We start from the raw sequence: 20,407 nt of genomic DNA on the forward strand, positions 1-20,407 counted from the left end.
CCGGCCGCTCCGCGGCCACCTTCTCCCCTAGGGGAGAAGAGATTGGCGCTGCGCTGGCGAACTCCTCTCCCCTCGGGGAGAGGTCGGATTGCCCCGGATTGCCTTCGCAATTCGGCTGGCAATCCGGGTGAGGGGGAGCGCCTTGCTCGTCAAATCGCCAAAGTCGCCAGCTCGTCACTCGTCAAATGCCGCGCCTTGCCTTTGGCAAGCTCGCCGAGCTGCAACCCGCCGATCGCCACGCGAACCAGCCGCAGCACCTCGATGTCGAAAGCGCCGAGCAGCCTGCGGATCTGCCGGTTGCGGCCTTCGTCGAGCACGATCTCCAGCCAGGCTGTCCGTCCGCCACTGCGCAACAGCGTGATCGACCTTGCGGTGAGCAACTCGCCGTCGACGACCGCGCCTTGGCGAAAGCGCACCAGCATCGCGTCGTCGGGCACGGCCGCGATCTGCACGTGATAGGTCTTGGCGACATGCGAGGCGGGGTCGAGCAAACCGTTCGCCCAGCGCGTGTCGTTGCTCATCAAAAGCAGCCCTTCGCTTGCCTTGTCGAGCCGGCCGACCGGCGCCACGAAGGGCAGGTCGAGCCCTTCCAGGCAGTCATAGACGGTGCCGCGGCCTTCGGGATCGTCGCGGGTGGTGACCAGCCCGCGCGGCTTGTTGAGCATCAGATAGACCTTGCGCTCGGCAACGACGCGCTCGCCGTCGACAGTGATACGGTCGCGGTCGGGATCGATGCGCAGCAGCGCATCGCGCACCGTCTTGCCGCCGACCTGGACGCGTCCCTCGGCGACGAGACGCTCTGCCTGCGTGCGCGAGCAGAAGCCAAGCTTGGAGAGCGCCCGGGCGAGGCTGACCTTTGGGGTTGCGGTTCGTCTGTCGGGTTGGCGTGCCACTGTCTTTGTCTTCGGACTTGCTCGGAACGCCGCAACCGATGCCACGCTTGGCGAGATGGGCGCAAGCGGCTCCGTTACCTCGGTCAGGTTGCCAATGTCACTCCCTCGGCGCGCTCAGCCGCCGGTAGGGGACGCCGTCGAATGTTGCCGTCACGAAGCTCTTGACCGACATCTTGCGCTTGCGCCCGTCGCTGCAGGCATAGAGCGGCCAGCCGGCTTCGCTGCACTCGCTGGCCACGCAGATGCGGCTCACGCAGTTGCCCGTGGTCAGGCGAAAGCCGCCCTTGCCGGCAAATCCCTGCAGCAGGCTGCCATCGGCCGAACGCCATGTCCGTTGCTGGAATTCAGGCCGCAGCAGCCGAGGCTCGAGCGGCGCGGCCAAGCCGGACTGAGTCGCGGGAGCCAAATATTGAAGCCGGTAGCGCGCCATGCCGGTCGTGTATGCGGTGACGAGGTCGGATTCTCCGGAATAGGCTGTGGCGAGGTCAGCTCGGTCGAAAAGATGGGACGCGCGCGGTTCCGCCCCTGACGGTCTCGTCAGGGCAGCGATGGCGACAACCGCCAGGCAGACGCGCAACATCCCCATTTCCAGCAGCCATACCCCATCCGGCGTGCCAGGTTGCCCGGCTGCCTGCGCGTACAATCTTTCCAATCGGATTTTCGCGCAAGCCACCCTGTATTCGAGAGCTGCAGGGAATGTCCTCGCTTTCGTCAGCTGTTGGCGGCCGGCGGCAGCTCGAACAGGTGGGCGCCATTCTCCCGCCCACGGTCGACATAGCCGATCACGCGGAACCATTTCGCCACGTCCGGCCTGTCCAGCCAGCTGCGCGAATGTATGGGAAGGTTGCCGGCAAGCGCCTGGACATGGCGGATGTGCCGCCTGCAGAAGCGGACCGTCGCGGCGTTGAAGAAATCCTCCTGCGCGGCGAACAGTGTGTCGGCGGCGTCCGCATGCTCGTGCCAGGCGATGATTGCCACCGTCCTGTCGTCCTGGACGAGCGCATGCGCCCGGCCTTCCTTCAAATTCATCATCAGGTTGTCATAGGCGCTTTTGCTGTCCTTGCCGGCCGCGACATATTCGTCCGACATCCGCTTGGACAGGCCGTGGAACACATCTTCCAGGTCTCCGACCGTCGCCGCGCGTGCTCTCATTTCTCCTCCTGACAGCCCTGTAGCAGTTTGCCTCAGCAAAGGAGGATCACCAAGAAAATAAAATCCTCAACTGGCCTCAGGAGCGCAATCTCATTCTGCATGAATGGGTCCGATCCCTGACCGCGCTCGCATATCAGCATTGGCTTGAGATTGCATTTCCGCAGTCGGATACTGGAGCCTCCCGGGCCGGCCCCGTCCACATCGTCTCCAGGCGACCATGATCGAGCTGATTGAAACCCTATACGAGGCGGCCTCCGTTCCGAAGCGGTGGGACGACGGGTTGGCGCAGGCTGAGGTCGACGGGCTCGGTGCGCTGCTGCCGCATCTGCCCGTGCCAGCCTTGCAGCCAACGGCGCCGCAAGGACCGGTAAGTCGTGTCGAGACGGCGGAGAAAGGCGTATCGTTGAATTCGTCGACGGCCTGCCATAAAAGGCGCAAGTTCTCGACCGGCTTGAGGAATTCCGGACGTGACCGCGGGCTGTCGGTGAAAGATCGGTCCGATCTGACCACAATTTTTGGGGGCATGGATTGACGTCGAGCAGGCCCATACTGATCACCGGCGCGGCCGGCTTCATCGGTTTTCACCTCTGCCACCGGCTGCTCGCCGAAGGCCAGCAGGTTGTCGGCCTCGATTCCATGAACGAGTATTACGACGTTGCCTTGAAACAGGCGCGGCTCGAGCGGCTGAAAGGGTTCGCGAACTTTCGCTTCGAGCATGTCGACCTCGCCGACCGCGATGACGTCTCGGCGGTCTTTGCTTCCGCCGCGCCGGAGATCGTCGTCAATCTCGCCGCGCAGGCGGGCGTCCGCTATTCGCTGACCAATCCGCACGTCTATGCGCGCAGCAATCTCAACGGTTTCCTCAACATCCTGGAGGGCTGCCGTCAGGCCTCGGTCGGTCATCTCGTCTATGCATCGTCGAGCTCGATCTATGGCGGCAGCACGCGCATGCCGTTCTCGGTGCATGATTCCGCCGACCATCCCTTGAGCCTCTATGCCGCCAGCAAGAAGGCGAACGAGCTGATGGCCCACACCTACAGCCATCTGTTCGGGCTGCCGACCACGGGCTTGCGCTTCTTCACCGTCTACGGTCCGTGGGGCCGGCCCGATATGGCCTTGTTCATCTTCACCAAGGCCATCCTCGCCGGCCAGCCGATCGACGTCTTCAACCATGGCAACATGCAGCGGGACTTCACTTATATCGACGACATCGTCGAGGGCGTAATCCGCGTCATGGAGCATCCCGCGACGCCCAATACCGATTGGACAAGCGCGGCCCCAGATCCAGCGACCAGCAATGCGCCCTACAGGATCCACAACATCGGCGACAGCTCACCCGTCCAACTGAGCCGGCTGATCGACGTGCTGGAAGACGCGCTTGGGCGCAAGGCAATCCGCAACCTGATGCCGCTCCAGCCGGGCGACGTGCTGGCGACCTACGCCGACATCACCTCGCTCGAGGCGGTGACCGGCTTCAAGCCCACGATCCCGATCGAGGTCGGCGTCCCGCGCTTCGTCGAATGGTATCGGGATTTCTACCGGGTCTGATTGGGCGCCTGCGGCAATGTGCCAGCGGCCGGGTACTAGCGGCCGGTCGTCGAGGCCTGCCTGTCTATCCACAGCGCGATCAGCGTGCAGGCCGCGCCTGAAAGCAGATAGGCGCCGGCGGCGATGAGGCCGAACGTGCCGGCCAAAAGGAGCGCGGCAAGCGGCGCAAAGCCGGCGCCGAACATCCAGGCGAGATCCGACGTCACCGCCGAGCCGGTGTAGCGGTGCTGGCGCGAGAAGCTCGACGCGACGACGCCCGAGGATTGTCCGAAGCTCAAGCCGAGCAGGATGAAGCCCAGCACCATGAACACCGTCTCGCCGACGGTGCCGCCATTGAGAAGCTGAGGGGCAAAGCCGCTGAAAGCGGCGATGGCGACGGCGCCGCCGCCGAGCAAGGCGCGGCGCCCGACACGGTCGGCCAGCGGACCTGACGCGACGATCGCGGCGATGCCGAACAGCGCGCTCACCGCTTCGATGACCAGGAAGCGCTCCGGCCCCTCATTGGTGAACAGGAACACCCAGGACAGCGGGAACACCGTCACCATATGGAACAGCGCGAAGCTGGCCAGCGGCGCGAAGGCGCCGACGACGACGTTGCGTCCTTCCGTGCTGATCATGTCCCTGATGCGGGTCGGCTGCAGGTCGCCGCTCTCGTAGAGCTTCGAGAATTCGGGCGTCACCACAATGCGCAGCCTGGCAAACAGTGCCACGACATTGATGGCGAAAGCGACGAAGAACGGATAGCGCCAGCCCCAGGCGAAGAAATCGTCGGCCGAGAGATTGGCGACGAAGAAGGCGAACAGCGAGCTCGCCACGATAAGCCCGATCGGCGCGCCGAGCTGCGGGATCATCGCATAGATGCCGCGCCGGTTCTGCGGCGCGTTCAGCGCCAGCAGCGAGGGCAACCCATCCCAGGTTCCGCCGAGCGCCAGGCCCTGCAGGAAGCGGGTAAGCGCCAGCAGCCAGGCGGCGACAGCGCCGACATCTTCATAGGACGGCAGGAACGCCATGGCGACGGTCGAGGTGCCGAGCAGGAACAGCGCGATCGTCAGCTTGGCGCCGCGGCCATAGGCACGGTCGATCGCCATGAACAGCACCGTGCCGAACGGACGCGCGATAAAGGCCAGCGCGAAGATCGCGAAGGAATAGAGCGTTGCGACCAGCGGATCGTGCGTCGGAAAGACAAGCTTGGGGAATACGATCACGGAAGCGATCGCATAGACGAAGAAATCGAAGAACTCCGACGTCCTGCCGATGATCACGCCGACAGCGATATCGCCAGCGCTGACCTGGCCGTGATGCGAACCGATCAGCCTGCTGTCCGTTTCGGCAGTCGAAGTTTCAGCCATCTTGTCCGTCGCCACCGAGCTCAAGTTCGGAACGCGATTGTCCTCGTCCCATTATGCGTGCACAGTTTCGCTAAAGCCATAGCAATCCGGCATTGGACAAATTGTCCAATGTCGTCCCCGTGCCGGCGGCAGTAGCCGTTGGCCCATACCGCGTTGTAGCTTGCAAAAGCCCGTTGCGACGCCATCGAGGGCAGCGTTGATGAGACGATCCGGAGCTTTGCTTCTGTTTCCCCTGGCCGTGCTGCTGAGCGGCTGCGACTTCGTCGTGCTGGCGCCCGCGGGCGACGTGGCAGTGCAGCAGCGCGACCTGCTCGTCGTCTCGACCCTTTTGATGCTGCTCATCATCGTGCCCGTCATGGCGCTGACCGTGCTGTTCGCCTGGCGCTACCGACAGTCCAGCACGACGGCGACCTACACGCCGGACTGGGACCATTCGACCAAGCTGGAGCTGGTGATCTGGGCAGCGCCTCTGCTCATCATCATATGCCTCGGCGCGCTGACCTGGCTCGGCACGCATCTGCTCGATCCTTACCGGCGGATCGACCGCATCGAGCCCGGACAGCCGGTCACGCAAAACAACAAGCCGCTCAGGGTCGAGGTCGTCGCGCTCGATTGGAAATGGCTCTTCATCTATCCGGATTACGGCATCGCCTCCGTCAACGAGCTGGCGGCGCCAGTCAACCAGCCGATCGACTTCCGCATCACCTCGTCCAGGGTGATGAACTCCTTCTACATTCCGGCCCTCGCCGGGCAGATCTACGCCATGCCTGCCATGGAGACGAAGCTGCACGCCGTCATCAACCGCCCGGGCACCTATACCGGCTTCTCGGCCAATTACAGCGGCGCCGGCTTTTCCGGCATGCGCTTTGCGTTCCACGGCCTCTCCGACCAGGCCTTCACCGACTGGGTGGCGCAGGCCAAAGGCGCGCAGTCCACGCTTACCCGCGAGACCTATCTCGAGCTTGAACGCCCGAGCGAGAACGAGCCGGTCCGCCACTATGCCTCCGTCGACCCCGATCTTTATGGTGCGATCCTCAATCTGTGCGTCGAGCCCGGCAAGATGTGCATGAACGAGATGATGTCGATCGACGCCAAGGGCGGCCTCGGGCTCGCCGGCGTGCGCAATACCCAGCCGCTGCAATATGACAAGCTTGCCCGGCGCGGCGCGGTGTTCGGTAGCGATCCGTCCTATGTCGCCAGCATCTGCACGGCGGAGGAGGCGGCAGCCGCCTCTCGCGCGGCTCGTAATGACGATGAAAAGAGCTGGCCGCTCAGGGACCTGTCGCCGCTGCGTGGCGTCGGCTTGCTCGCGCCCGGCGCCGGCAGCCGCCGCGCCGACGCCGAGGCGCCGTCGTTCGGCCTGCTGCGCTTCGAATTGTGAGGAATGGCGGATGCCTGAGACGCTGACCAAATTCATCTTCGGCCGCCTCACTTTGGAGTCGCTGCCGCTGCACGAGCCGATCGTCGTCGTCACCTTCATCGTGGTGGCGCTTGGCGGCCTCGCGGTTCTCGGCGCCGTCAGCTATTTCAAGCTCTGGGGCTATCTCTGGCGCGAGTGGTTCACCAGCGTCGACCACAAGAAGATCGGCATCATGTACATGGTGCTCGGCCTCGTCATGCTGCTTCGCGGCTTCTCCGACGCCATTATGATGCGCCTGCAGCAGGCGATCGCCTTTAACGGTTCGGACGGCTATCTCAACGCCCATCACTACGACCAGATCTTCACCGCGCATGGCGTGATCATGATCTTCTTCGTGGCGATGCCTTTCGTCACTGGGCTGATGAACTTCGTCGTGCCGCTGCAGATCGGCGCGCGCGACGTCTCCTTCCCCTTCCTCAACAATTTCAGCTTCTGGATGACGGTGGGCGGCGCCATCCTGGTCATGGCCTCGCTGTTCGTCGGCGAGTTCGCCCGCACCGGCTGGCTGGCCTATCCGCCGCTCTCGGGCATCAATTACAGTCCCGATGTCGGCGTTGATTACTACATCTGGGCGCTGCAGGTCGCCGGCGTCGGCACGACCTTATCCGGCATCAATCTGATCTGCACCATCGTCAAGATGCGCGCCCCCGGCATGACGATGATGCGCATGCCCATCTTCACCTGGACCTCGCTTTGCACCAACGTGCTGATCGTGGCGTCCTTCCCTGTGCTGACGGCGGTGCTCACCCTCTTGGCGCTCGACCGCTATGTCGGCACCAACTTCTTCACCAACGACTTCGGCGGCAACCCGATGATGTATGTGAACCTCATCTGGATATGGGGTCACCCGGAGGTCTACATCCTCATCCTGCCGCTGTTCGGCGTCTTTTCCGAGGTCACCTCGACCTTCTCCGGCAAGCGCCTGTTCGGCTACACCTCGATGGTCTACGCCACGGTGGTCATCACCATCCTGTCCTATCTGGTCTGGCTGCACCACTTCTTCACCATGGGCTCCGGCGCCAGCGTCAATTCCTTCTTCGGCATCACCACGATGATCATCTCGATCCCGACCGGGGCGAAGATGTTCAACTGGCTGTTCACCATGTATCGCGGCCGTATCCGCTTCGAGCTGCCGATGATGTGGACGGTGGCCTTCATGCTCACCTTCGTCGTCGGCGGCATGACAGGCGTGCTGCTTGCGGTGCCGCCGGCCGACTTCGTGTTGCACAACAGCCTGTTCCTGATCGCGCATTTCCACAACGTCATCATCGGCGGCGTGCTCTTCGGCCTGTTCGCCGGCATCGCCTACTGGTGGCCCAAGGCCTTCGGCTTCAAGCTCGATCCGTTCTGGGGCAAGGTCTCGTTCTGGTGCTGGGTGCTCGGCTTCTGGCTCGCCTTCATGCCGCTCTATATCCTCGGCCTGATGGGCGTGACGCGCCGCATGCGCGTGTTCGACGACCCTTCGCTGCAGATCTGGTTCGTCATCGCTGCCTTCGGCGCCGTGCTGATCGCCGCCGGCATCGCCGCCTTCCTGGTCCAGATCTTCGTCTCGATCCGCAAGCGCGCCGAACTGGCCGACGTCACCGGCGACCCCTGGGACGGCCGCACACTCGAATGGTCGACCTCCTCGCCGCCGCCGGCCTATAATTTCGCTTTCACGCCGGTCATCCGCGACAACGACGCCTGGTTCGACATGAAGAGAGCCGGCTACCGTCGCCCGCTCTCCGGCTTCAAGCCGATCCACATGCCGAAGAACACCGGCACGGGCGTCGTCCTCGCCGTGTTCAGCGTGGCGCTCGGCTTCGGGCTGATCTGGTACATGTGGTGGCTGGCGGCGCTGAGCTTCGTCTGCCTGATCGCCACCGCGATCGGCCACACCTTCAACTATCACCGCGACTTCGACATCCCGGCGGCCGAGGTCGCGCGAACGGAAGAGGCGAGGACGGCGCTCCTCGCCGCTGAGGAGGCTAGGGCTTGAGCATGGCATCGACGGCGATCACGGCCGGCGCCGAGCCGGTCTTCCACCTGGAAGAGGAGCATGCGCACGCCGAAGGCGGCAGCACCATGCTCGGCTTCTGGCTCTATTTGATGAGCGACTGCCTGATCTTCGCCATGCTGTTCGCGGCCTTTGGCGTGCTCGGCGGCAATTACGCGGCGGGCCCCGCGCCGAAGGACCTGTTCGATCTCGGCCTGGTGGCAGTCAACACCACCATGTTGCTGCTCTCCTCGATCACCTATGGCTTCGCCATGCTGACCATGGACAAGGGCCGTGTCGGCGCGACGCAAGCCTGGCTCGCGGTGACCATGCTGTTCGGCCTCGCCTTCCTGTCGATCGAGCTCTACGAGTTCGCGCATATGATCCATGAGGGCGCGACGCCGCAGCGCAGCGCCTTCCTGTCGTCCTTCTTTACCCTGGTCGGCACGCACGGCCTGCATGTCACCTTCGGCATCGTTTGGATGGTGGCCCTGATGGTCCAGGTCGCGCGATACGGCCTTATCGAGGCCAACCGCCGCCGGCTGATGTGCCTCTCGATGTTCTGGCACTTCCTCGACGTCGTCTGGATCGGCGTCTTCACCTTCGTCTATCTGATGGGGACGTTGCGATGAGCGCTCATGATCATACCGGTCACGACCACGCGCATGGCGGTGCCGCGCATGGCTCGCTGAAGGGGTACCTGATCGGCTTCTTCCTGTCGGTGATCCTCACCGCCATCCCGTTCTGGCTGGTGATGGATGGCGTCATCGACAACAAGCAGGCCACGGCCGTCATCATCATGGCCTTCGCCGCGGTGCAGATCGTCGTGCACATGATCTTCTTCCTGCACATGAACCCGGCCTCCGAGGGCGGATGGTCGATGCTGGCGCTCATCTTCACGGTGATCCTCGTCGTCATCGTGCTGAGCGGCTCGCTCTGGGTGATGTACCATCTCAACGCCAACATGATGCCTGGGCTCCACGAAATGCGGGAGATGCCATGAGCCCTGTTTCGGGCGTGGGGAGGGTCAATCTCAAGGCAGAAGTCACGGTCGGCCGGGCAGACATAGGCGCTCACGCCGCGCCGTCGAAAGGCTCCGCGTCGCGCTTCTTGCTTGCGCTGCTCGGACTTGTTGGCGTTCTGGTGTTTCTTGCGCTCGGCATCTGGCAGCTGGAAAGACGGGTCTGGAAACTCGACCTGATCGCCCGCGTCGACCAGCGCATCCATGCTCCGGTCGTCGATGCGCCAGGACCCGCGCCATGGGCTGATATCAACGCGGCCGGCTATGAATATCGCCATGTACGCCTCACCGGCAGTTTCTCCGGCGGAGCCAACACGCTGGTCAAGGCGGTGACCGAGCTTGGCGGCGGCTATTGGGTGCTGACGCCGATGCGCGGCGACCGCGGCTTCACGGTCCTCGTCAACCGCGGCTTCGTTCCGCAGGAACGCAAGGCCGAATTTCAACAAGAGAGCGGCGGCCTTGAGTCGCCTACGACGGTTGACGGGCTGCTGCGCATCAGCGAACCCGGCGGCGGTTTCCTGCGCAGCAACGATCCGGCTGCCGACCGCTGGTATTCGCGCGACGTCGTGGCAATCGCCAAGGCGCGCGGCCTGACCGATGTCGCGCCCTATTTCATCGACGCCGGGCCATCCGGCGCGGAGATCTGGCCGCGCGGCGGCCTGACTGTCGTCACCTTCCGCAACAGCCACCTTGCCTATGCTCTGACCTGGTTCGCCCTGGCAGCGATGCTGGCGATCGCCATCGCCAGGCCGATTCTTGGCTGGCGTCGGAAGCGGGACGCGGCAAGATGAACATCTCGATCGCGCGGCTTCATCAGGGGAAGCCGTTCCCAGCGGCTCCTCTTGCCGGCCACGGAGGCGCCGCCTCGAACGCCGACGTGACGAACAGGAAGAACCTGCTGCTTCTCATCCACTTGCGTTGGCTGGCGGTGGCCGGGCAGGTGCTGACCATCCTGGTGACGCAATACTGGTTCGTCATCCCGCTGCCGCTCACCGAGATGGCCGGCGTGGTGCTGTTCCTCGTCGGGCTGAACATCTTCAGCCTGCTCGCCTTGCGCGGCAATCGCCGCATTAGCAACGCGCAGCTTTTCGTGGCGCTGATCTTCGACATGGCGGCGCTGACCACGCAGCTCTATCTGAGCGGCGGCGCCTCGAACCCGTTCGTGTCGCTCTATCTGCTGCAGATCACGCTCGGCGCCGTGCTGCTGGCGCCATGGTCGACGTGGATCCTGGTGGTGACCGCCTCGGCCTGCTTCGTCTTCCTCATCTTCGTGTTCCAGCCGATCGCGCTCTCCCATCACGGCGGCAGCGACCTCCTGGCGCTGCATCTGCGCGGCATGTTCATCTGCTTCGTGCTGGCGGCCGGCCTGATCGTGATCTTCATGACACGCATCAACCGCAATTTGCGCGAACGCGACGCCTATCTCGCGGACCTGCGCCAGCGTTCGGCCGAAGAAGACCACATCGTGCGCATGGGCCTGCTCGCCTCCGGCGCCGCGCATGAGCTCGGCACGCCGCTCTCGACCATATCCGTCATCCTGTCCGACTGGCGCCAGATGCAGGGCGTCAAGCGCAACCGCGAGCTTTCCGAGGACGTGGCCGAGATGCAGGCCCAGATCGAGCGCTGCAAAAGCATCGTGACCGGCATCCTCATGTCCTCCGGCCAGGCGCGGGGAGAAGGCACGATCCGCACCACGATCCGCCACTTCCTCGACGACCTCGTCCAGGAGTGGCGTGTCAGCCGCCAGCCTTCCAGGCTGGACTTCAGCAACGGGTTCCAGCCGGACGAGCCGATCGTGTCCGACACGGCGCTGCGGCAAGTGATCTTCAATGTGCTCGACAATGCGCTGGAAGCATCGCACGATTGGGTCGGCATCGCTGCCGAGCGGCAGGATGAGAAACTGGTGTTCACCGTCAAGGATCGCGGACCGGGTTTCGACAAGGATATTCTGGCCGGGCTCGGCCAGCCCTATATGTCGAGCAAGGGGCGTCCGGGCGGCGGCCTTGGCCTCTTCCTGGTGTTCAATGTCGTGCGCAAGCTCGGCGGCGACGTTTCAGCGCGCAACATGGAGGAGGGCGCCTGCGTTACCCTTTCGCTGCCGCTGGCGGCGCTGACCGATGGAGACGATCGTGAAATCTGATCGATCCTTGTTCATTGTCGAGGACGACGCGACTTTCGCGCGCACGCTCAAACGCTCGTTTGAGAAGCGCGACTACAATGTCGTGGTTTGCCATGACCGTGAGGCGCTGCTGGCCGCGCTGGAGACGGCCGTTCCGGCCTATGCCGTCGTCGACCTCAAGCTCGGAGCGGGATCGGGTCTAGAATGCGTCAAGCTGCTCGGCGCCCGCAACCCGTCGACGCGGATCGTCGTATTGACGGGGTTTGCCAGCATCGCCACGGCGGTCGAGGCGATCAAGCTCGGCGCCTGTCACTATCTGGCCAAGCCCGCCAACACCGACGACATCGAAGCCGCCTTCGGCCGCGACGAGGGAGATGTGTCTGTGCCGCTCACCAGCCGTCCCACCTCGATCAAGAACCTCGAATGGGAGCGCATCCACGAGACGCTGGTCGAGACCGGCTTCAACATTTCCGAAACCGCGCGCCGTCTCGGCCTGCACCGGCGCACGCTCGCCCGCAAGCTCGAGAAGCGCGTGGTGCAATAACTATCCGACCGCCACGGCCAGCACCAAGACGCAGTCGCCCGCCTTGACCAGACCTGGAAAGTGACGTGCGGCGAGCAGCCCCGACATCCGGGCCCTGATCTCCTGCGGCGCCTGGCCGGTGCGCCCGAGCGGATGGATGCGCGCAACCACCTGGCCATCCTCGACAGGCTCGCCGAGATCGACCATGGTCTCGATCATCCCGTCCTCCTCGGCGAGGGCGAAGCAATCGCCAGACGGCATGTCCAGCCACTGAGTTCTGCCCTTCTCGACCGCACCATCGACGATGCCGGCGTGGCGCAGCACGTTGAGGATACCGCGCCGGGCAATTCGCACGGTCTCTGCGCGAGAGGTTCCGCCGCCGCCGAGCTCGGTGGTGACGAAGACCTTGCCCATCTCCTCGGCCGCCGTGTCGTACATGCCGACCGCGTCGATCTCGGTCATGCGCATCGAGAACGGCGCCGAGAAAGCCTCGACCGCGGCGAAGGCCTTTCTCTCCTGCTCTTTGTCCGGCAGCGTGTGCGCCGCGCAGAACGGGACGAAGTCCAGCGTCTTGCCGCCTGAGTGGAAGTCGAAGACGAGGTCCGCGCGCGGCAGCAATTCGCGCTGGAAATAGTCTGCGATCTTCTCCGTCACCGTGCCGTCGGGACGGCCGGGAAACGAGCGGTTCATGTTGCCCTTGTCGATCGGCGAGGTGCGCGTGCCGGCCCGGAATGCTGGATAGTTCATCGCCGGCACGATGATGATCGTGCCGGAGACTTGTTTCGGATCGAGCGTGCGGGCGAGCTCGTAAAGCGCCAACGGCCCTTCATACTCGTCGCCGTGATTGCCGCCGGTCAGCAGCGCCGTCGAGCCCTTGCCGTTGCGTACGACGCAGACCGGGATCATCACCGACCCCCAGGCAGAATCGTCGCGGCTGTAGGGCAGGCGCAGGAAGCCGTGCTGGACGCCGTCGCGCTCGAAGTCGACGGTCGGCGCGATCGGCGATGGACGCAGAGCGGACATCGTTCAGTCCTTCACGAAGAGCTTGCGCGGCACATTGGCCAGGCATTCGACGCCGGTCTCGGTGATCAGGATCGACTCGGTGATTTCCAGCCCCATCGTCTCCAGCCACAGCCCGGTCATGAAGTGGAAGGTCATGCCGGGCCTGAGCTCGGTGCGGTCGCCGGGACGCAGGCTCATGGTGCGCTCGCCCCAGTCCGGCGGATAGGAGATACCGATTGGGTAGCCGGTGCGGTTGTCCTTGACGATGCCGTATTTCTTCAGGACGGCGAAGAAGGCATTGGCGATGTCCTCGCAGGTATTGCCGGGCTTGGCGGCGGCCAGGCCTGCCTCCATGCCTTCCAGCGTCGCCTTCTCGGCGTCGAGGAAGGCCTGCGTCGGCTTGCCGAGGAAGACCGTGCGCGACAGCGGGCAATGATAGCGGTTGTAGCAGCCGGCGATCTCGAAGAACGTGCCCTCGTTCGCCTTCATCGGCTTGTCGTCCCAGGTGAGATGCGGCGCTGAGGCGTCCGCTCCCGACGGCAGCAGCGGCACGATCGCCGGATAGTCGCCGCCGATGCCGGCGACGCCGCGCGTGCCGGCATCGTAGATCTCGGCGACGAGATCGCATTTGCGCATGCCGACCTCTATTTTGTCGACGATGCGCTGGTGCATCGCCTCGACGATGCGGGCGGCGTTGCGCATGTATTCGATCTCGGTCGGGCTCTTCACCGCGCGCTGCCAGTTGACCAGCGCGGTGGCGTCGGCGAAGCGGGCGTTGGGCAAGTGCTTTTGCAGCGACGCGAAGGCGGCTGCCGAGAACCAGTAATTGTCCATCTCGACGCCGATGGAGAGCTTGTCCCAGCCGCGTTCGGCCAGCACCCCGGCGAGGTAGTCCATCGGGTGCCGCTCGGTCGACTGCACATAGTGGTCGGCGTAGCCGATGATGTTGTCATGCGCGAGATAGGCGGTGCGCTTGGCGCCGTTCGCATCCTGGCCGCGTCCGTACCAGACCGGCTCGCCGGAAGGCGGCACGATGACCGCCTGATGCACGTAGAAGGACCAGCCGTCGTAACCCGTCAGCCAGGCCATGTTGGAGGGATCGCTGACGATCAGCAGATCGACGCCCTTGGCCTCCATCGCTCTGCGCGTCTTGGCGAGGCGATCGGCAAATTCGCCCCGCGAGAATTTCAGGTTTGGCTGCATCGTTCTGGTCCTCGTTTGTTGGGCCTTGCGGCCGGTACTAGCTCTCGAAAATCGTTCCGGCGTTCGCCGCCCGCGCGCGATCCCGCGCAAGCGTGGCGATCGCGGTGTCCTGCACGCCGGTGCCGGTGAGGTCGGCGATGGTGATGTCGCTTGCCGCGCGCCGGCCGTGCTTTTTGCCGGCGATGATCTGGCCGAGTTCGGTGACCTCGGCGTCGGCTGCGAAGACCGCAGCCTCGATCGCGTGATGGAGCTCGCCGAGGCGCCGTGTCTGCCTGGCGCTGTCGGCGACATAGAGGTCGGCCATGCGCAGGATCGCCGGCGCGATCTCGTTCTTGTGCTCGGCATCCGAGCCCATCGCGGTGATGTGTTGTCCGGCGGAAACGAAACCGGGCTTGATCAGCGGTTCGGTCGACGGCGTCGTGGTGACGATGATGTCGGCGCCGGCTGCCGCGTTCGCCGCATCCGGCTCGGCGCGAACCATGATGCCCAGCCTGTCGCGCAAGCGGGCGGCGGTTGCTTCGGCCTTGGCGGCGTCACGCGCCCAGATCCGCGCTTCCTCGATCGGACGCACGAGGCGCAGCGCTTCCAATTGCAGGCCGGCCTGCAGACCGGCGCCGAAGATTGCGGCTATCTTGGAGTCCTCGCGCGACAGATGCCTGGCCGCGACCGCGCCGGCGGCGGCCGTGCGGATATCGGTCAGATATCCATTGTCGAGCAGCAGCGCCTCGACCACCCCGGTCTTGGCCGAAAGCAGCACCATCATGCCGCCGCCGCTCGGCAGGCCGAGGGCAGGATTGTCGAAGAAGCCGGAGCTGATCTTGACGGCGAAGCCGTCTATGCCCGGCACATAGGCGGACTTCACGTCGACCTCGCCGCGATGCTCGGGAATATCGAGCCTCAAGATTGGAGGCATCGCCACCGGCAGCGTGGCCAGGGCGCGAAAGGCGTTCTCGACGCAGGCGACGGCGTCCAGGTCGAGCGTCACGATCTTGCGAAGATCGCCTTCGGTGAGAATTGTCATCCGGCTCATGCGGCGCGCTCCCTTGCGGAGGATTCGCCGCAGACGATGCGGCGGTGCAGGCTCATGTCGATGTTGCGGCCGGAAAGGATGAGCACAGTCCGGCCGCTCACTTTGACCTTGCCGGCAAGCAGCGCGCCGATGCCGACGGCGCCCGCGCCCTCGACGATCTCGCGTTCCTCTTCATAGGCATGGCGAATGCCGGCGGCGATCTCGTCCTCTGAAAGCAGGACCACGTCGTCGAGCAGGTCGCGGCACATGGCGAAGGTTAGCTGGTTGTCGAGGCCGATGCCGCCGCCGAGCGAGTCCGCCAGCGTCGGCAGTTCCTCGACCTGCACGGGCCGGCCTGCGTCGAGGCTGGCTTTCATCGCGGCGCCCCGCGCCATCGAGATGCCGATGACCTTCGCGCCCGGGCTCACGCCTTTGACTGCCGCCGCCACGCCGGCCGCGAGCCCACCGCCGGAGAGCGGCACCAGCACGCATGCCGCGTCCGGAACCTGCTCCATGATTTCCAGCCCGAGCGTGCCTTGCCCGGCGACGATGTCGGGATGGTCGAAGGGCGGCAGCATGACCAGCCCTTCCTCCGCCACGAGCCTGTCGACCTCCTGCTGGGCATCATCCTGACTGTTGCCGACAATGCGGATGTCGGCGCCCAGGCGGCGGATGGCATCGAGCTTGTTCTCGGGCACCAGCCTCGACATGCAGATCACCGCGCGAATGCCTTCGAGCTTGGCCGCATGCGCCAGCGCGCGGCCGTGATTGCCGGTCGAGGCGGCGACGACGCCGCGCGATCTTTCTTCCGGGCTCAGGGCGGCGATGGCATTGGAGGCGCCGCGCAGCTTGAACGCGCCCGTGGGCTGCTGATGCTCCAGCTTGAGATGAACAGGATGGCCTGCGCGCTCCGACAGGCTTTGCGACAGCGCGCAGGGTGTCCGCTCGACCTTGCCGGCAATGCGTTCGCGCGCGGCGCGAATATGCTGAAGCGTAACTGGCATTTCGATCACGGGCATTACGATCACTGGGCCAGCGGCTTGGTCCACAAGCGGCCGAACTCCGGTCGTGGCGTGTCGTCGCCGCAGAGCCGCAGGCAGTTCCATGCGCTGGCCTGGTTGCTGGTCACGACCGGACGCCCGATCGCCTCTTCCATGCCGGGGACGGCGAGGGCGGCGCGCAGCGCGGTGCAGGAGACGAACAGCGCGTCGGCCTGCGGATGCGTGACCTTCCGCGCCATCTCAATGAGCGACGCCGGCTTGATGCGCGCCATCTCGCGGTCATCTTCGAAGCCGAGGCAAGTGAAGCTCTGGATGTCGAAACCGTGCGTCTCGAAATAGGCCGCCATCGGCCGGCTGGTCTCGACCGTATAGGGGGTCAGAATGCTGATGCGCTTCACCCCAAAAGCATTGAGCCCGCGCATGCCGGCCATCGGCGGCGTGACCACGGGCACGCCGGGCTTGGCTGCCTGGATGGCTTGTTCGATCTCGGCATCGCCGATTACCACAGAGGCGGAGGTGCAGGAGTAGCAGACGGCGTCGAGCGTCTCGTCCGGCAGGATCAGCGCCGCGCCCGCCGAGAGCGACGGCTGCATCTTGCGCAGATTCTCCGGCGTCGTCGGATTGGCGTAAGGGATGCGCGCGACATAGACGCCGATGCGCTCGCTCGCCACCATGCGGCGGAAGTCGACCTCGCTTGTGTGGTCGGTGGCCAGAGCGATCAGCCCGACGCGCTTTTCCAGCGGACGCGCGTCAAGCATCGGGCGCGCCGTTTCGACGCGGATCTCGGGCAATGCTTTCATGACTTTCATCTTTCGATCCTGCCGTAGCGATGCTCCAGCCAGCGCAACAGCACGACGGAGCAGAGGCTGATGACGAGGAAGAAGGCGCCGACCAGCGTCATCGGCTCGATATAGCGGTAGTAGGTGTTGGCGACGCTCTTGGCCTGGTTCATCAGCTCAAGCACTGTGATCGCGGAGAGCAGCGGCGTCTCCTTGAACATGGCGATGAAGTAATTGGCCAGGGCAGGGATCATCGGCGGGATCGCCTGCGGCAGGATGATATGCGTCCAGGTGTGGCGACCATTGAGATTGCAGGCCTTGGCCGCCTCCCACTGGCCGCGCGGGACGTTGTCGATGCCGGCGCGGTAGACCTCGGCCGTGTAGGTCCCGTAGTGCAGGCCGAGCCCGATGACGCCCGCCACCAGCGGCGGCAGCAGGATGCCGATATCTGGCAGCACGTAGAAGATGAAGTAGAGCTGCACCAAAAGCGGCGTGCCGCGGATGAACTCGGCGAACCAGCTGATGCTGCGTGACACCAGCGGGTTCTCCGAGCGCCGCCCCAGCGCAATCCCGAGCCCCACGATCGCGGCCAGGATCGAGCCCAGAATGGTTGCCAGGATGGTGATCTTCACCCCCTGGATCAGGGTCGGCATGATCTGCCAGACGAAATCCCAATCCCAATCCATCAGATCCGCACTCCATCGAGGCCGCGCGCCATGCGGCGCTCGAGCGTGCGCACGCCCCAGGAAATGATCAGCGCCAGCGCGAAATAGGTGATCAGCACGGACAGGAACGGCATCAGCGTGCTGCCGGTCTGCGAACGCACCACCTGCGCCTGGAAGGTCAGGTCGGCGAGCGAGATCAGCGAGACGACCGAGGTCGCCTTGAGCAGCTCGATCGCGTTGTTGCCGAAGGTCGGCAGCATGACGAGCAGCGCCTGCGGCAGGATCACATGGCGCATGCCCTGCCAGCGGCCGAGATTGAGCGCCGTGCAGGCTTCATATTGCTCGCGGCCGACCGACAGTATGGCGCCGCGCACCACTTCCGCCGCATAGGCGCCGACATTCAAGCCCAGCGCCAGCACGCCGGCCTGCAGCGGCGTCAGCGACAGGCCGGCGAAAGGCAGCACGAAATAGGCCCAGAACAGCTGCACGAAGATCGAGGTGCCCCGGAAGAATTCGATATAGGCCGTGGCGATCGCGCGCAGGATGAAGAAGCGCGACACGCGCCCCATGCCGGCAAGGAAAGCCATGATCAGCGCCAGCACCGACCCCATCAGCGTCAGCTCGATGGTGACAAGCGCTCCCTGCAATATCAGGCCGAGATAGCCGGACCACTGGGTCATAGGGGTGTAAAATTTCCCATCGTTTGCGGTTGTGCGGGGCCGCCGCGACAAGTCCCTTCTCCCCGTTCAACGGGGAGTTGAGGAGCGGTTCGCGCAGCGAACGAAAAGCCAATTGCTTGGCTTTTCGAGCGACGAAAGCCGGCAGGCAGATGAGGTGCGGGAGCCAGCTTCTGATATCTTGGCGCCGCCCCTCATCCGTCACTTCGTGACACCTTCTCCCCGTGAACGGGGAGAAGGAAAAAGAGCTTACTTCGCCGCGCAGAGCTTCTCGCGCGTCGTCGACATCGCCGCCTTGGCGGAGAAGCCGTAGGGCTCGATGATCTTGGCGAACTCGCCAGACTTCTTCAGCTTGGCGAGCTCGACGTCATAGGCATCGCGCAGCGCCTCGTCGCCCTTCTTGAAGGCGGCGCCGTCGCAATAGACCGGCGCGCCCTGCACCGGCGCGATCACTTCGAGGTTCGGATCATTGGCCTTCTTCATCAGGTCGTTGATCGACAGAACCGGCAGCGAATAGGCGTCGATGCGGCCGTCCTGCACCATCTTCAGGCCGCTCTGGCCGTCCGGCACGACGATGACGCGGTCGCGCGGCACGCCGGCGTTCAGCGCCAGCTTCTCTTCGGTGCCGCCGCCGGGCGCGCCGACGGTGGCGGAACTGTCCTTGGCGATATCCTCGTAGCTCTTGAAGCCCTTCGGATTGCCCTTCTTCACCAGCATCGCCTCGGCATCGCAAAGCACCGGCTCGGAATAGGCGACCGCCGCGCAGCGCTCCGGCTTCATGAACAGGCCGGCGGTGACGACGTCGAAGCGTCCAGCCTGCAGGCCGGGGATCATGGCGCCATATTCGGAGATGGAAGCGACGATGTCGTTGACGCCGAGACGCTTGAAGATCTCGCGCGCCACGTCCGGCGCGGCGCCCGAGACCTTGCCGTCGGCGGCCACCGCCGTATAGGGCGGCTCGTTGGCGATGGCGACGCGGGCGAAGCCTTGCTGCTTGAGCTGCTCCAGCTTTGCATCGTCGGCCGAACGCGCGCCGGAGGCGAGCAGCATCGTGCTCACTGCGAGGCCGGCGACGCCAGCCAGAATGCCAAGTTTCTTCATCGTTCCCAACTCCTTGTTTCTGTTATTGGTTTGCTCGGGTTCAGGACGGCCTTGGGCCGCCCGTGGACGGCTTGCGCCGCCCGTCTGCATAGCGGTCAGACGCGATGTCCGGCCGCGATGATCTTCTTCAGGAAGCTCTGCGTTCTTTCCTGTTTGGGATGGCGGAAAATCTCATCGGGCTTGCCTTCCTCGACGATCCTGCCGCGGTCGAAGAACAGCACGCGGTCGGCGAAGTCGTGGGCGAAGCCCATCTCATGGGTGACCAGAAGCATCGTCATGTCGGTCTCGGCCGCGAGCTTGCGCATGACGTTGAGAACTTCCTCGACGAGCTCCGGATCGAGGGCTGAGGTGACCTCGTCGAACAGCATGATCTTCGGTGACAGCGCCAAAGCGCGCGCGATCGCCACGCGCTGCTTCTGGCCGCCGGAGAGCTGCGCCGGCATCGCTTTCGCCTTGTCGGCGAGGCCCACCATGTCGAGCAGTTCCATCGCCCGCTTCTCGGCGGCGGCGCGCGCGACGCCCTTGGTCAGCATCGGCGCCAGGGTTACGTTGTCCATGACGCATTTGTGCGGGAAGAGATTGAAGAGCTGGAAGACCATGCCGATCTTCTGGCGCATCCTGGCCAGATGCCGCTCGTCGGCCGGCAGCAGCTGGCCGTTTCGCTCCATATGGTAGAGCTGCTCGCCATCGACCTGGATATGGCCGCCGTCGATCTTCTCGAGCGTCATCAGGATGCGCAGGATCGTCGTCTTGCCGGAGCCTGACGGCCCGATCAGCGCCAGCTTCTCGCCGGGCATCACCTGCATCGACAAACCGTCCAGCACCTTGAAGGTGCCGAAGCTCTTCGAAATCGCATCGATCTTGATGATGGGCGCGGGCAATCCATTTCCCCGTTCTGGAGAAGCCTATGCCCTTAACGATGCGAAACGCGTCAAATCATGTCAATTGGGAAAATAATATCATGACAATA

General features: G+C 64.5%; 22 protein-coding genes. 9 read left to right on the forward strand and 13 right to left on the reverse strand.

Features of this window, described 5'->3' with window-relative positions; translation table 11 throughout:
- Window positions 1–149: 149 nt before the first annotated feature.
- The 3 genes from E5X34_RS01605 to E5X34_RS01615 form a co-directional block, all read right to left on the reverse strand.
- Entirely contained in the window at window positions 150–893 is a 744-nt protein-coding gene (locus E5X34_RS01605; protein ID WP_292560149.1) for a pseudouridine synthase, read from the reverse strand.
- Between the two features lie 97 nt (window positions 894–990).
- Complete coding sequence (locus tag E5X34_RS01610) at window positions 991–1,473, reverse strand: hypothetical protein (protein WP_292560152.1); 483 nt, start codon at window positions 1,471–1,473, stop codon at window positions 991–993.
- A gap of 131 nt (window positions 1,474–1,604) precedes the next feature.
- Entirely contained in the window at window positions 1,605–2,045 is a 441-nt protein-coding gene (locus tag E5X34_RS01615) for a hypothetical protein (RefSeq protein ID WP_292560155.1), read from the reverse strand.
- Window positions 2,046–2,262: 217 nt separating this feature from the next.
- Between E5X34_RS01615 and E5X34_RS01620 the strand changes: the two genes are divergently transcribed.
- Both E5X34_RS01620 and E5X34_RS01625 read left to right on the forward strand, forming a co-directional pair.
- Window positions 2,263–2,577, forward strand: coding sequence for a hypothetical protein (locus E5X34_RS01620; protein ID WP_292560156.1), 315 nt, complete (start codon window positions 2,263–2,265; stop codon window positions 2,575–2,577).
- The gene (locus E5X34_RS01625) at window positions 2,574–3,593 is read left to right on the forward strand and encodes an NAD-dependent epimerase (RefSeq protein ID WP_292560158.1); all 1,020 of its coding nucleotides are present in this window, start codon (window positions 2,574–2,576) and stop codon (window positions 3,591–3,593) included. Before E5X34_RS01620 ends, E5X34_RS01625 begins: the two co-directional genes overlap by 4 nt.
- 35 nt (window positions 3,594–3,628) lie before the next feature.
- Here the strand turns inward: E5X34_RS01625 and E5X34_RS01630 are convergent, their stop codons facing one another.
- Window positions 3,629–4,942, reverse strand: coding sequence for an MFS transporter (locus E5X34_RS01630; RefSeq protein ID WP_292560160.1), 1,314 nt, complete (start codon window positions 4,940–4,942; stop codon window positions 3,629–3,631).
- A gap of 199 nt (window positions 4,943–5,141) precedes the next feature.
- On the opposite strand from E5X34_RS01630, the gene cyoA reads away from it, so the two are divergent.
- Genes cyoA through E5X34_RS01665 form a run of 7 tightly spaced genes read left to right on the forward strand, consistent with a single transcriptional unit; the run spans window position 5,142 to window position 12,021 of the window.
- Window positions 5,142–6,323 (forward strand): ubiquinol oxidase subunit II, encoded by a 1,182-nt coding sequence (cyoA, locus tag E5X34_RS01635; protein WP_292560163.1) that lies wholly within the window; start codon window positions 5,142–5,144, stop codon window positions 6,321–6,323.
- A gap of 10 nt (window positions 6,324–6,333) precedes the next feature.
- Window positions 6,334–8,340 (forward strand): cytochrome o ubiquinol oxidase subunit I, encoded by a 2,007-nt coding sequence (gene cyoB / locus E5X34_RS01640; protein WP_292560166.1) that lies wholly within the window; start codon window positions 6,334–6,336, stop codon window positions 8,338–8,340.
- Window positions 8,341–8,342: 2 nt separating this feature from the next.
- Window positions 8,343–8,969: a cytochrome o ubiquinol oxidase subunit III gene (cyoC, locus tag E5X34_RS01645; RefSeq protein ID WP_292560759.1), complete on the forward strand. Its 627-nt coding sequence runs from the start codon at window positions 8,343–8,345 to the stop codon at window positions 8,967–8,969.
- The gene (cyoD, locus tag E5X34_RS01650) at window positions 8,966–9,340 is read left to right on the forward strand and encodes a cytochrome o ubiquinol oxidase subunit IV (RefSeq protein ID WP_042638457.1); all 375 of its coding nucleotides are present in this window, start codon (window positions 8,966–8,968) and stop codon (window positions 9,338–9,340) included. The genes cyoC and cyoD overlap by 4 nt, the downstream gene beginning before the upstream one ends.
- Window positions 9,337–10,149 carry an SURF1 family protein gene (locus E5X34_RS01655; protein ID WP_292560170.1) on the forward strand — a complete coding sequence of 271 codons (813 nt, stop codon included), beginning with the start codon at window positions 9,337–9,339 and terminating at the stop codon, window positions 10,147–10,149. Before cyoD ends, E5X34_RS01655 begins: the two co-directional genes overlap by 4 nt.
- Entirely contained in the window at window positions 10,146–11,498 is a 1,353-nt protein-coding gene (locus E5X34_RS01660; RefSeq protein WP_292560172.1) for an ATP-binding protein, read from the forward strand. The genes E5X34_RS01655 and E5X34_RS01660 overlap by 4 nt, the downstream gene beginning before the upstream one ends.
- Window positions 11,488–12,021, forward strand: a complete 534-nt coding sequence (locus tag E5X34_RS01665) for a response regulator transcription factor (protein ID WP_292560175.1) — start codon at window positions 11,488–11,490, stop codon at window positions 12,019–12,021. Before E5X34_RS01660 ends, E5X34_RS01665 begins: the two co-directional genes overlap by 11 nt.
- On the opposite strand, the gene doeB is transcribed toward E5X34_RS01665, so the two are convergent.
- The 9 genes from doeB to ehuA form a co-directional block, all read right to left on the reverse strand.
- A complete protein-coding gene (gene doeB, locus E5X34_RS01670; RefSeq protein ID WP_292560178.1) occupies window positions 12,022–13,023 on the reverse strand; it encodes a N(2)-acetyl-L-2,4-diaminobutanoate deacetylase DoeB in 1,002 nt (333 codons plus the stop codon).
- Between the two features lie 3 nt (window positions 13,024–13,026).
- Window positions 13,027–14,205, reverse strand: a complete 1,179-nt coding sequence (gene doeA, locus E5X34_RS01675) for an ectoine hydrolase DoeA (RefSeq protein WP_292560181.1) — start codon at window positions 14,203–14,205, stop codon at window positions 13,027–13,029.
- Window positions 14,206–14,242: 37 nt separating this feature from the next.
- Window positions 14,243–15,235 (reverse strand): cyclodeaminase, encoded by a 993-nt coding sequence (locus tag E5X34_RS01680; RefSeq protein WP_292560184.1) that lies wholly within the window; start codon window positions 15,233–15,235, stop codon window positions 14,243–14,245.
- A complete protein-coding gene (gene eutB, locus E5X34_RS01685) occupies window positions 15,232–16,218 on the reverse strand; it encodes a hydroxyectoine utilization dehydratase EutB (protein WP_292560187.1) in 987 nt (328 codons plus the stop codon). Before eutB ends, E5X34_RS01680 begins: the two co-directional genes overlap by 4 nt.
- 20 nt (window positions 16,219–16,238) lie before the next feature.
- Window positions 16,239–17,015 (reverse strand): ectoine utilization protein EutA, encoded by a 777-nt coding sequence (eutA, locus tag E5X34_RS01690; protein ID WP_292560762.1) that lies wholly within the window; start codon window positions 17,013–17,015, stop codon window positions 16,239–16,241.
- Window positions 17,016–17,020: 5 nt separating this feature from the next.
- A complete protein-coding gene (gene ehuD / locus E5X34_RS01695) occupies window positions 17,021–17,680 on the reverse strand; it encodes an ectoine/hydroxyectoine ABC transporter permease subunit EhuD (RefSeq protein WP_292560190.1) in 660 nt (219 codons plus the stop codon).
- Window positions 17,680–18,339, reverse strand: a complete 660-nt coding sequence (gene ehuC / locus E5X34_RS01700) for an ectoine/hydroxyectoine ABC transporter permease subunit EhuC (RefSeq protein ID WP_292560192.1) — start codon at window positions 18,337–18,339, stop codon at window positions 17,680–17,682. Before ehuC ends, ehuD begins: the two co-directional genes overlap by 1 nt.
- Before the next feature lie 246 nt (window positions 18,340–18,585).
- Window positions 18,586–19,437 (reverse strand): ectoine/hydroxyectoine ABC transporter substrate-binding protein EhuB, encoded by an 852-nt coding sequence (gene ehuB, locus E5X34_RS01705; RefSeq protein WP_042638470.1) that lies wholly within the window; start codon window positions 19,435–19,437, stop codon window positions 18,586–18,588.
- Between the two features lie 95 nt (window positions 19,438–19,532).
- On the reverse strand, window positions 19,533–20,318 hold the full coding sequence (gene ehuA / locus E5X34_RS01710; RefSeq protein WP_292560194.1) for an ectoine/hydroxyectoine ABC transporter ATP-binding protein EhuA: 786 nt from the start codon (window positions 20,316–20,318) through the stop codon (window positions 19,533–19,535).
- Between the last annotated feature and the right edge of the window lie 89 nt (window positions 20,319–20,407).

The sequence above is a fragment of the Mesorhizobium sp. genome, assembly GCF_004963255.1.
GTDB lineage: Bacteria > Pseudomonadota > Alphaproteobacteria > Rhizobiales > Rhizobiaceae > Mesorhizobium.

What these genes read in the sequence shown, in the direction of transcription:
- E5X34_RS01610 (WP_292560152.1), bottom strand. Translation starts at nt 1,473, where the DNA reads ATGTTGCGCGTCTGCCTGGCGGTTGTCGCCATCGCTGCCCTGACGAGA.
- E5X34_RS01615 (WP_292560155.1), bottom strand. Translation starts at nt 2,045, where the DNA reads ATGAGAGCACGCGCGGCGACGGTCGGAGACCTGGAAGATGTGTTCCAC.
- E5X34_RS01620 (WP_292560156.1), top strand. Translation starts at nt 2,263, where the DNA reads ATGATCGAGCTGATTGAAACCCTATACGAGGCGGCCTCCGTTCCGAAG.
- E5X34_RS01630 (WP_292560160.1), bottom strand. Translation starts at nt 4,942, where the DNA reads ATGGCTGAAACTTCGACTGCCGAAACGGACAGCAGGCTGATCGGTTCG.
- cyoA (WP_292560163.1), top strand. Translation starts at nt 5,142, where the DNA reads ATGAGACGATCCGGAGCTTTGCTTCTGTTTCCCCTGGCCGTGCTGCTG.
- cyoB (WP_292560166.1), top strand. Translation starts at nt 6,334, where the DNA reads ATGCCTGAGACGCTGACCAAATTCATCTTCGGCCGCCTCACTTTGGAG.
- cyoC (WP_292560759.1), top strand. Translation starts at nt 8,343, where the DNA reads ATGGCATCGACGGCGATCACGGCCGGCGCCGAGCCGGTCTTCCACCTG.
- cyoD (WP_042638457.1), top strand. Translation starts at nt 8,966, where the DNA reads ATGAGCGCTCATGATCATACCGGTCACGACCACGCGCATGGCGGTGCC.
- E5X34_RS01655 (WP_292560170.1), top strand. Translation starts at nt 9,337, where the DNA reads ATGAGCCCTGTTTCGGGCGTGGGGAGGGTCAATCTCAAGGCAGAAGTC.
- E5X34_RS01660 (WP_292560172.1), top strand. Translation starts at nt 10,146, where the DNA reads ATGAACATCTCGATCGCGCGGCTTCATCAGGGGAAGCCGTTCCCAGCG.
- doeB (WP_292560178.1), bottom strand. Translation starts at nt 13,023, where the DNA reads ATGTCCGCTCTGCGTCCATCGCCGATCGCGCCGACCGTCGACTTCGAG.
- doeA (WP_292560181.1), bottom strand. Translation starts at nt 14,205, where the DNA reads ATGCAGCCAAACCTGAAATTCTCGCGGGGCGAATTTGCCGATCGCCTC.
- E5X34_RS01680 (WP_292560184.1), bottom strand. Translation starts at nt 15,235, where the DNA reads ATGAGCCGGATGACAATTCTCACCGAAGGCGATCTTCGCAAGATCGTG.
- eutB (WP_292560187.1), bottom strand. Translation starts at nt 16,218, where the DNA reads ATGCCAGTTACGCTTCAGCATATTCGCGCCGCGCGCGAACGCATTGCC.
- eutA (WP_292560762.1), bottom strand. Translation starts at nt 17,015, where the DNA reads ATGAAAGCATTGCCCGAGATCCGCGTCGAAACGGCGCGCCCGATGCTT.
- ehuD (WP_292560190.1), bottom strand. Translation starts at nt 17,680, where the DNA reads ATGGATTGGGATTGGGATTTCGTCTGGCAGATCATGCCGACCCTGATC.
- ehuC (WP_292560192.1), bottom strand. Translation starts at nt 18,339, where the DNA reads ATGACCCAGTGGTCCGGCTATCTCGGCCTGATATTGCAGGGAGCGCTT.
- ehuB (WP_042638470.1), bottom strand. Translation starts at nt 19,437, where the DNA reads ATGAAGAAACTTGGCATTCTGGCTGGCGTCGCCGGCCTCGCAGTGAGC.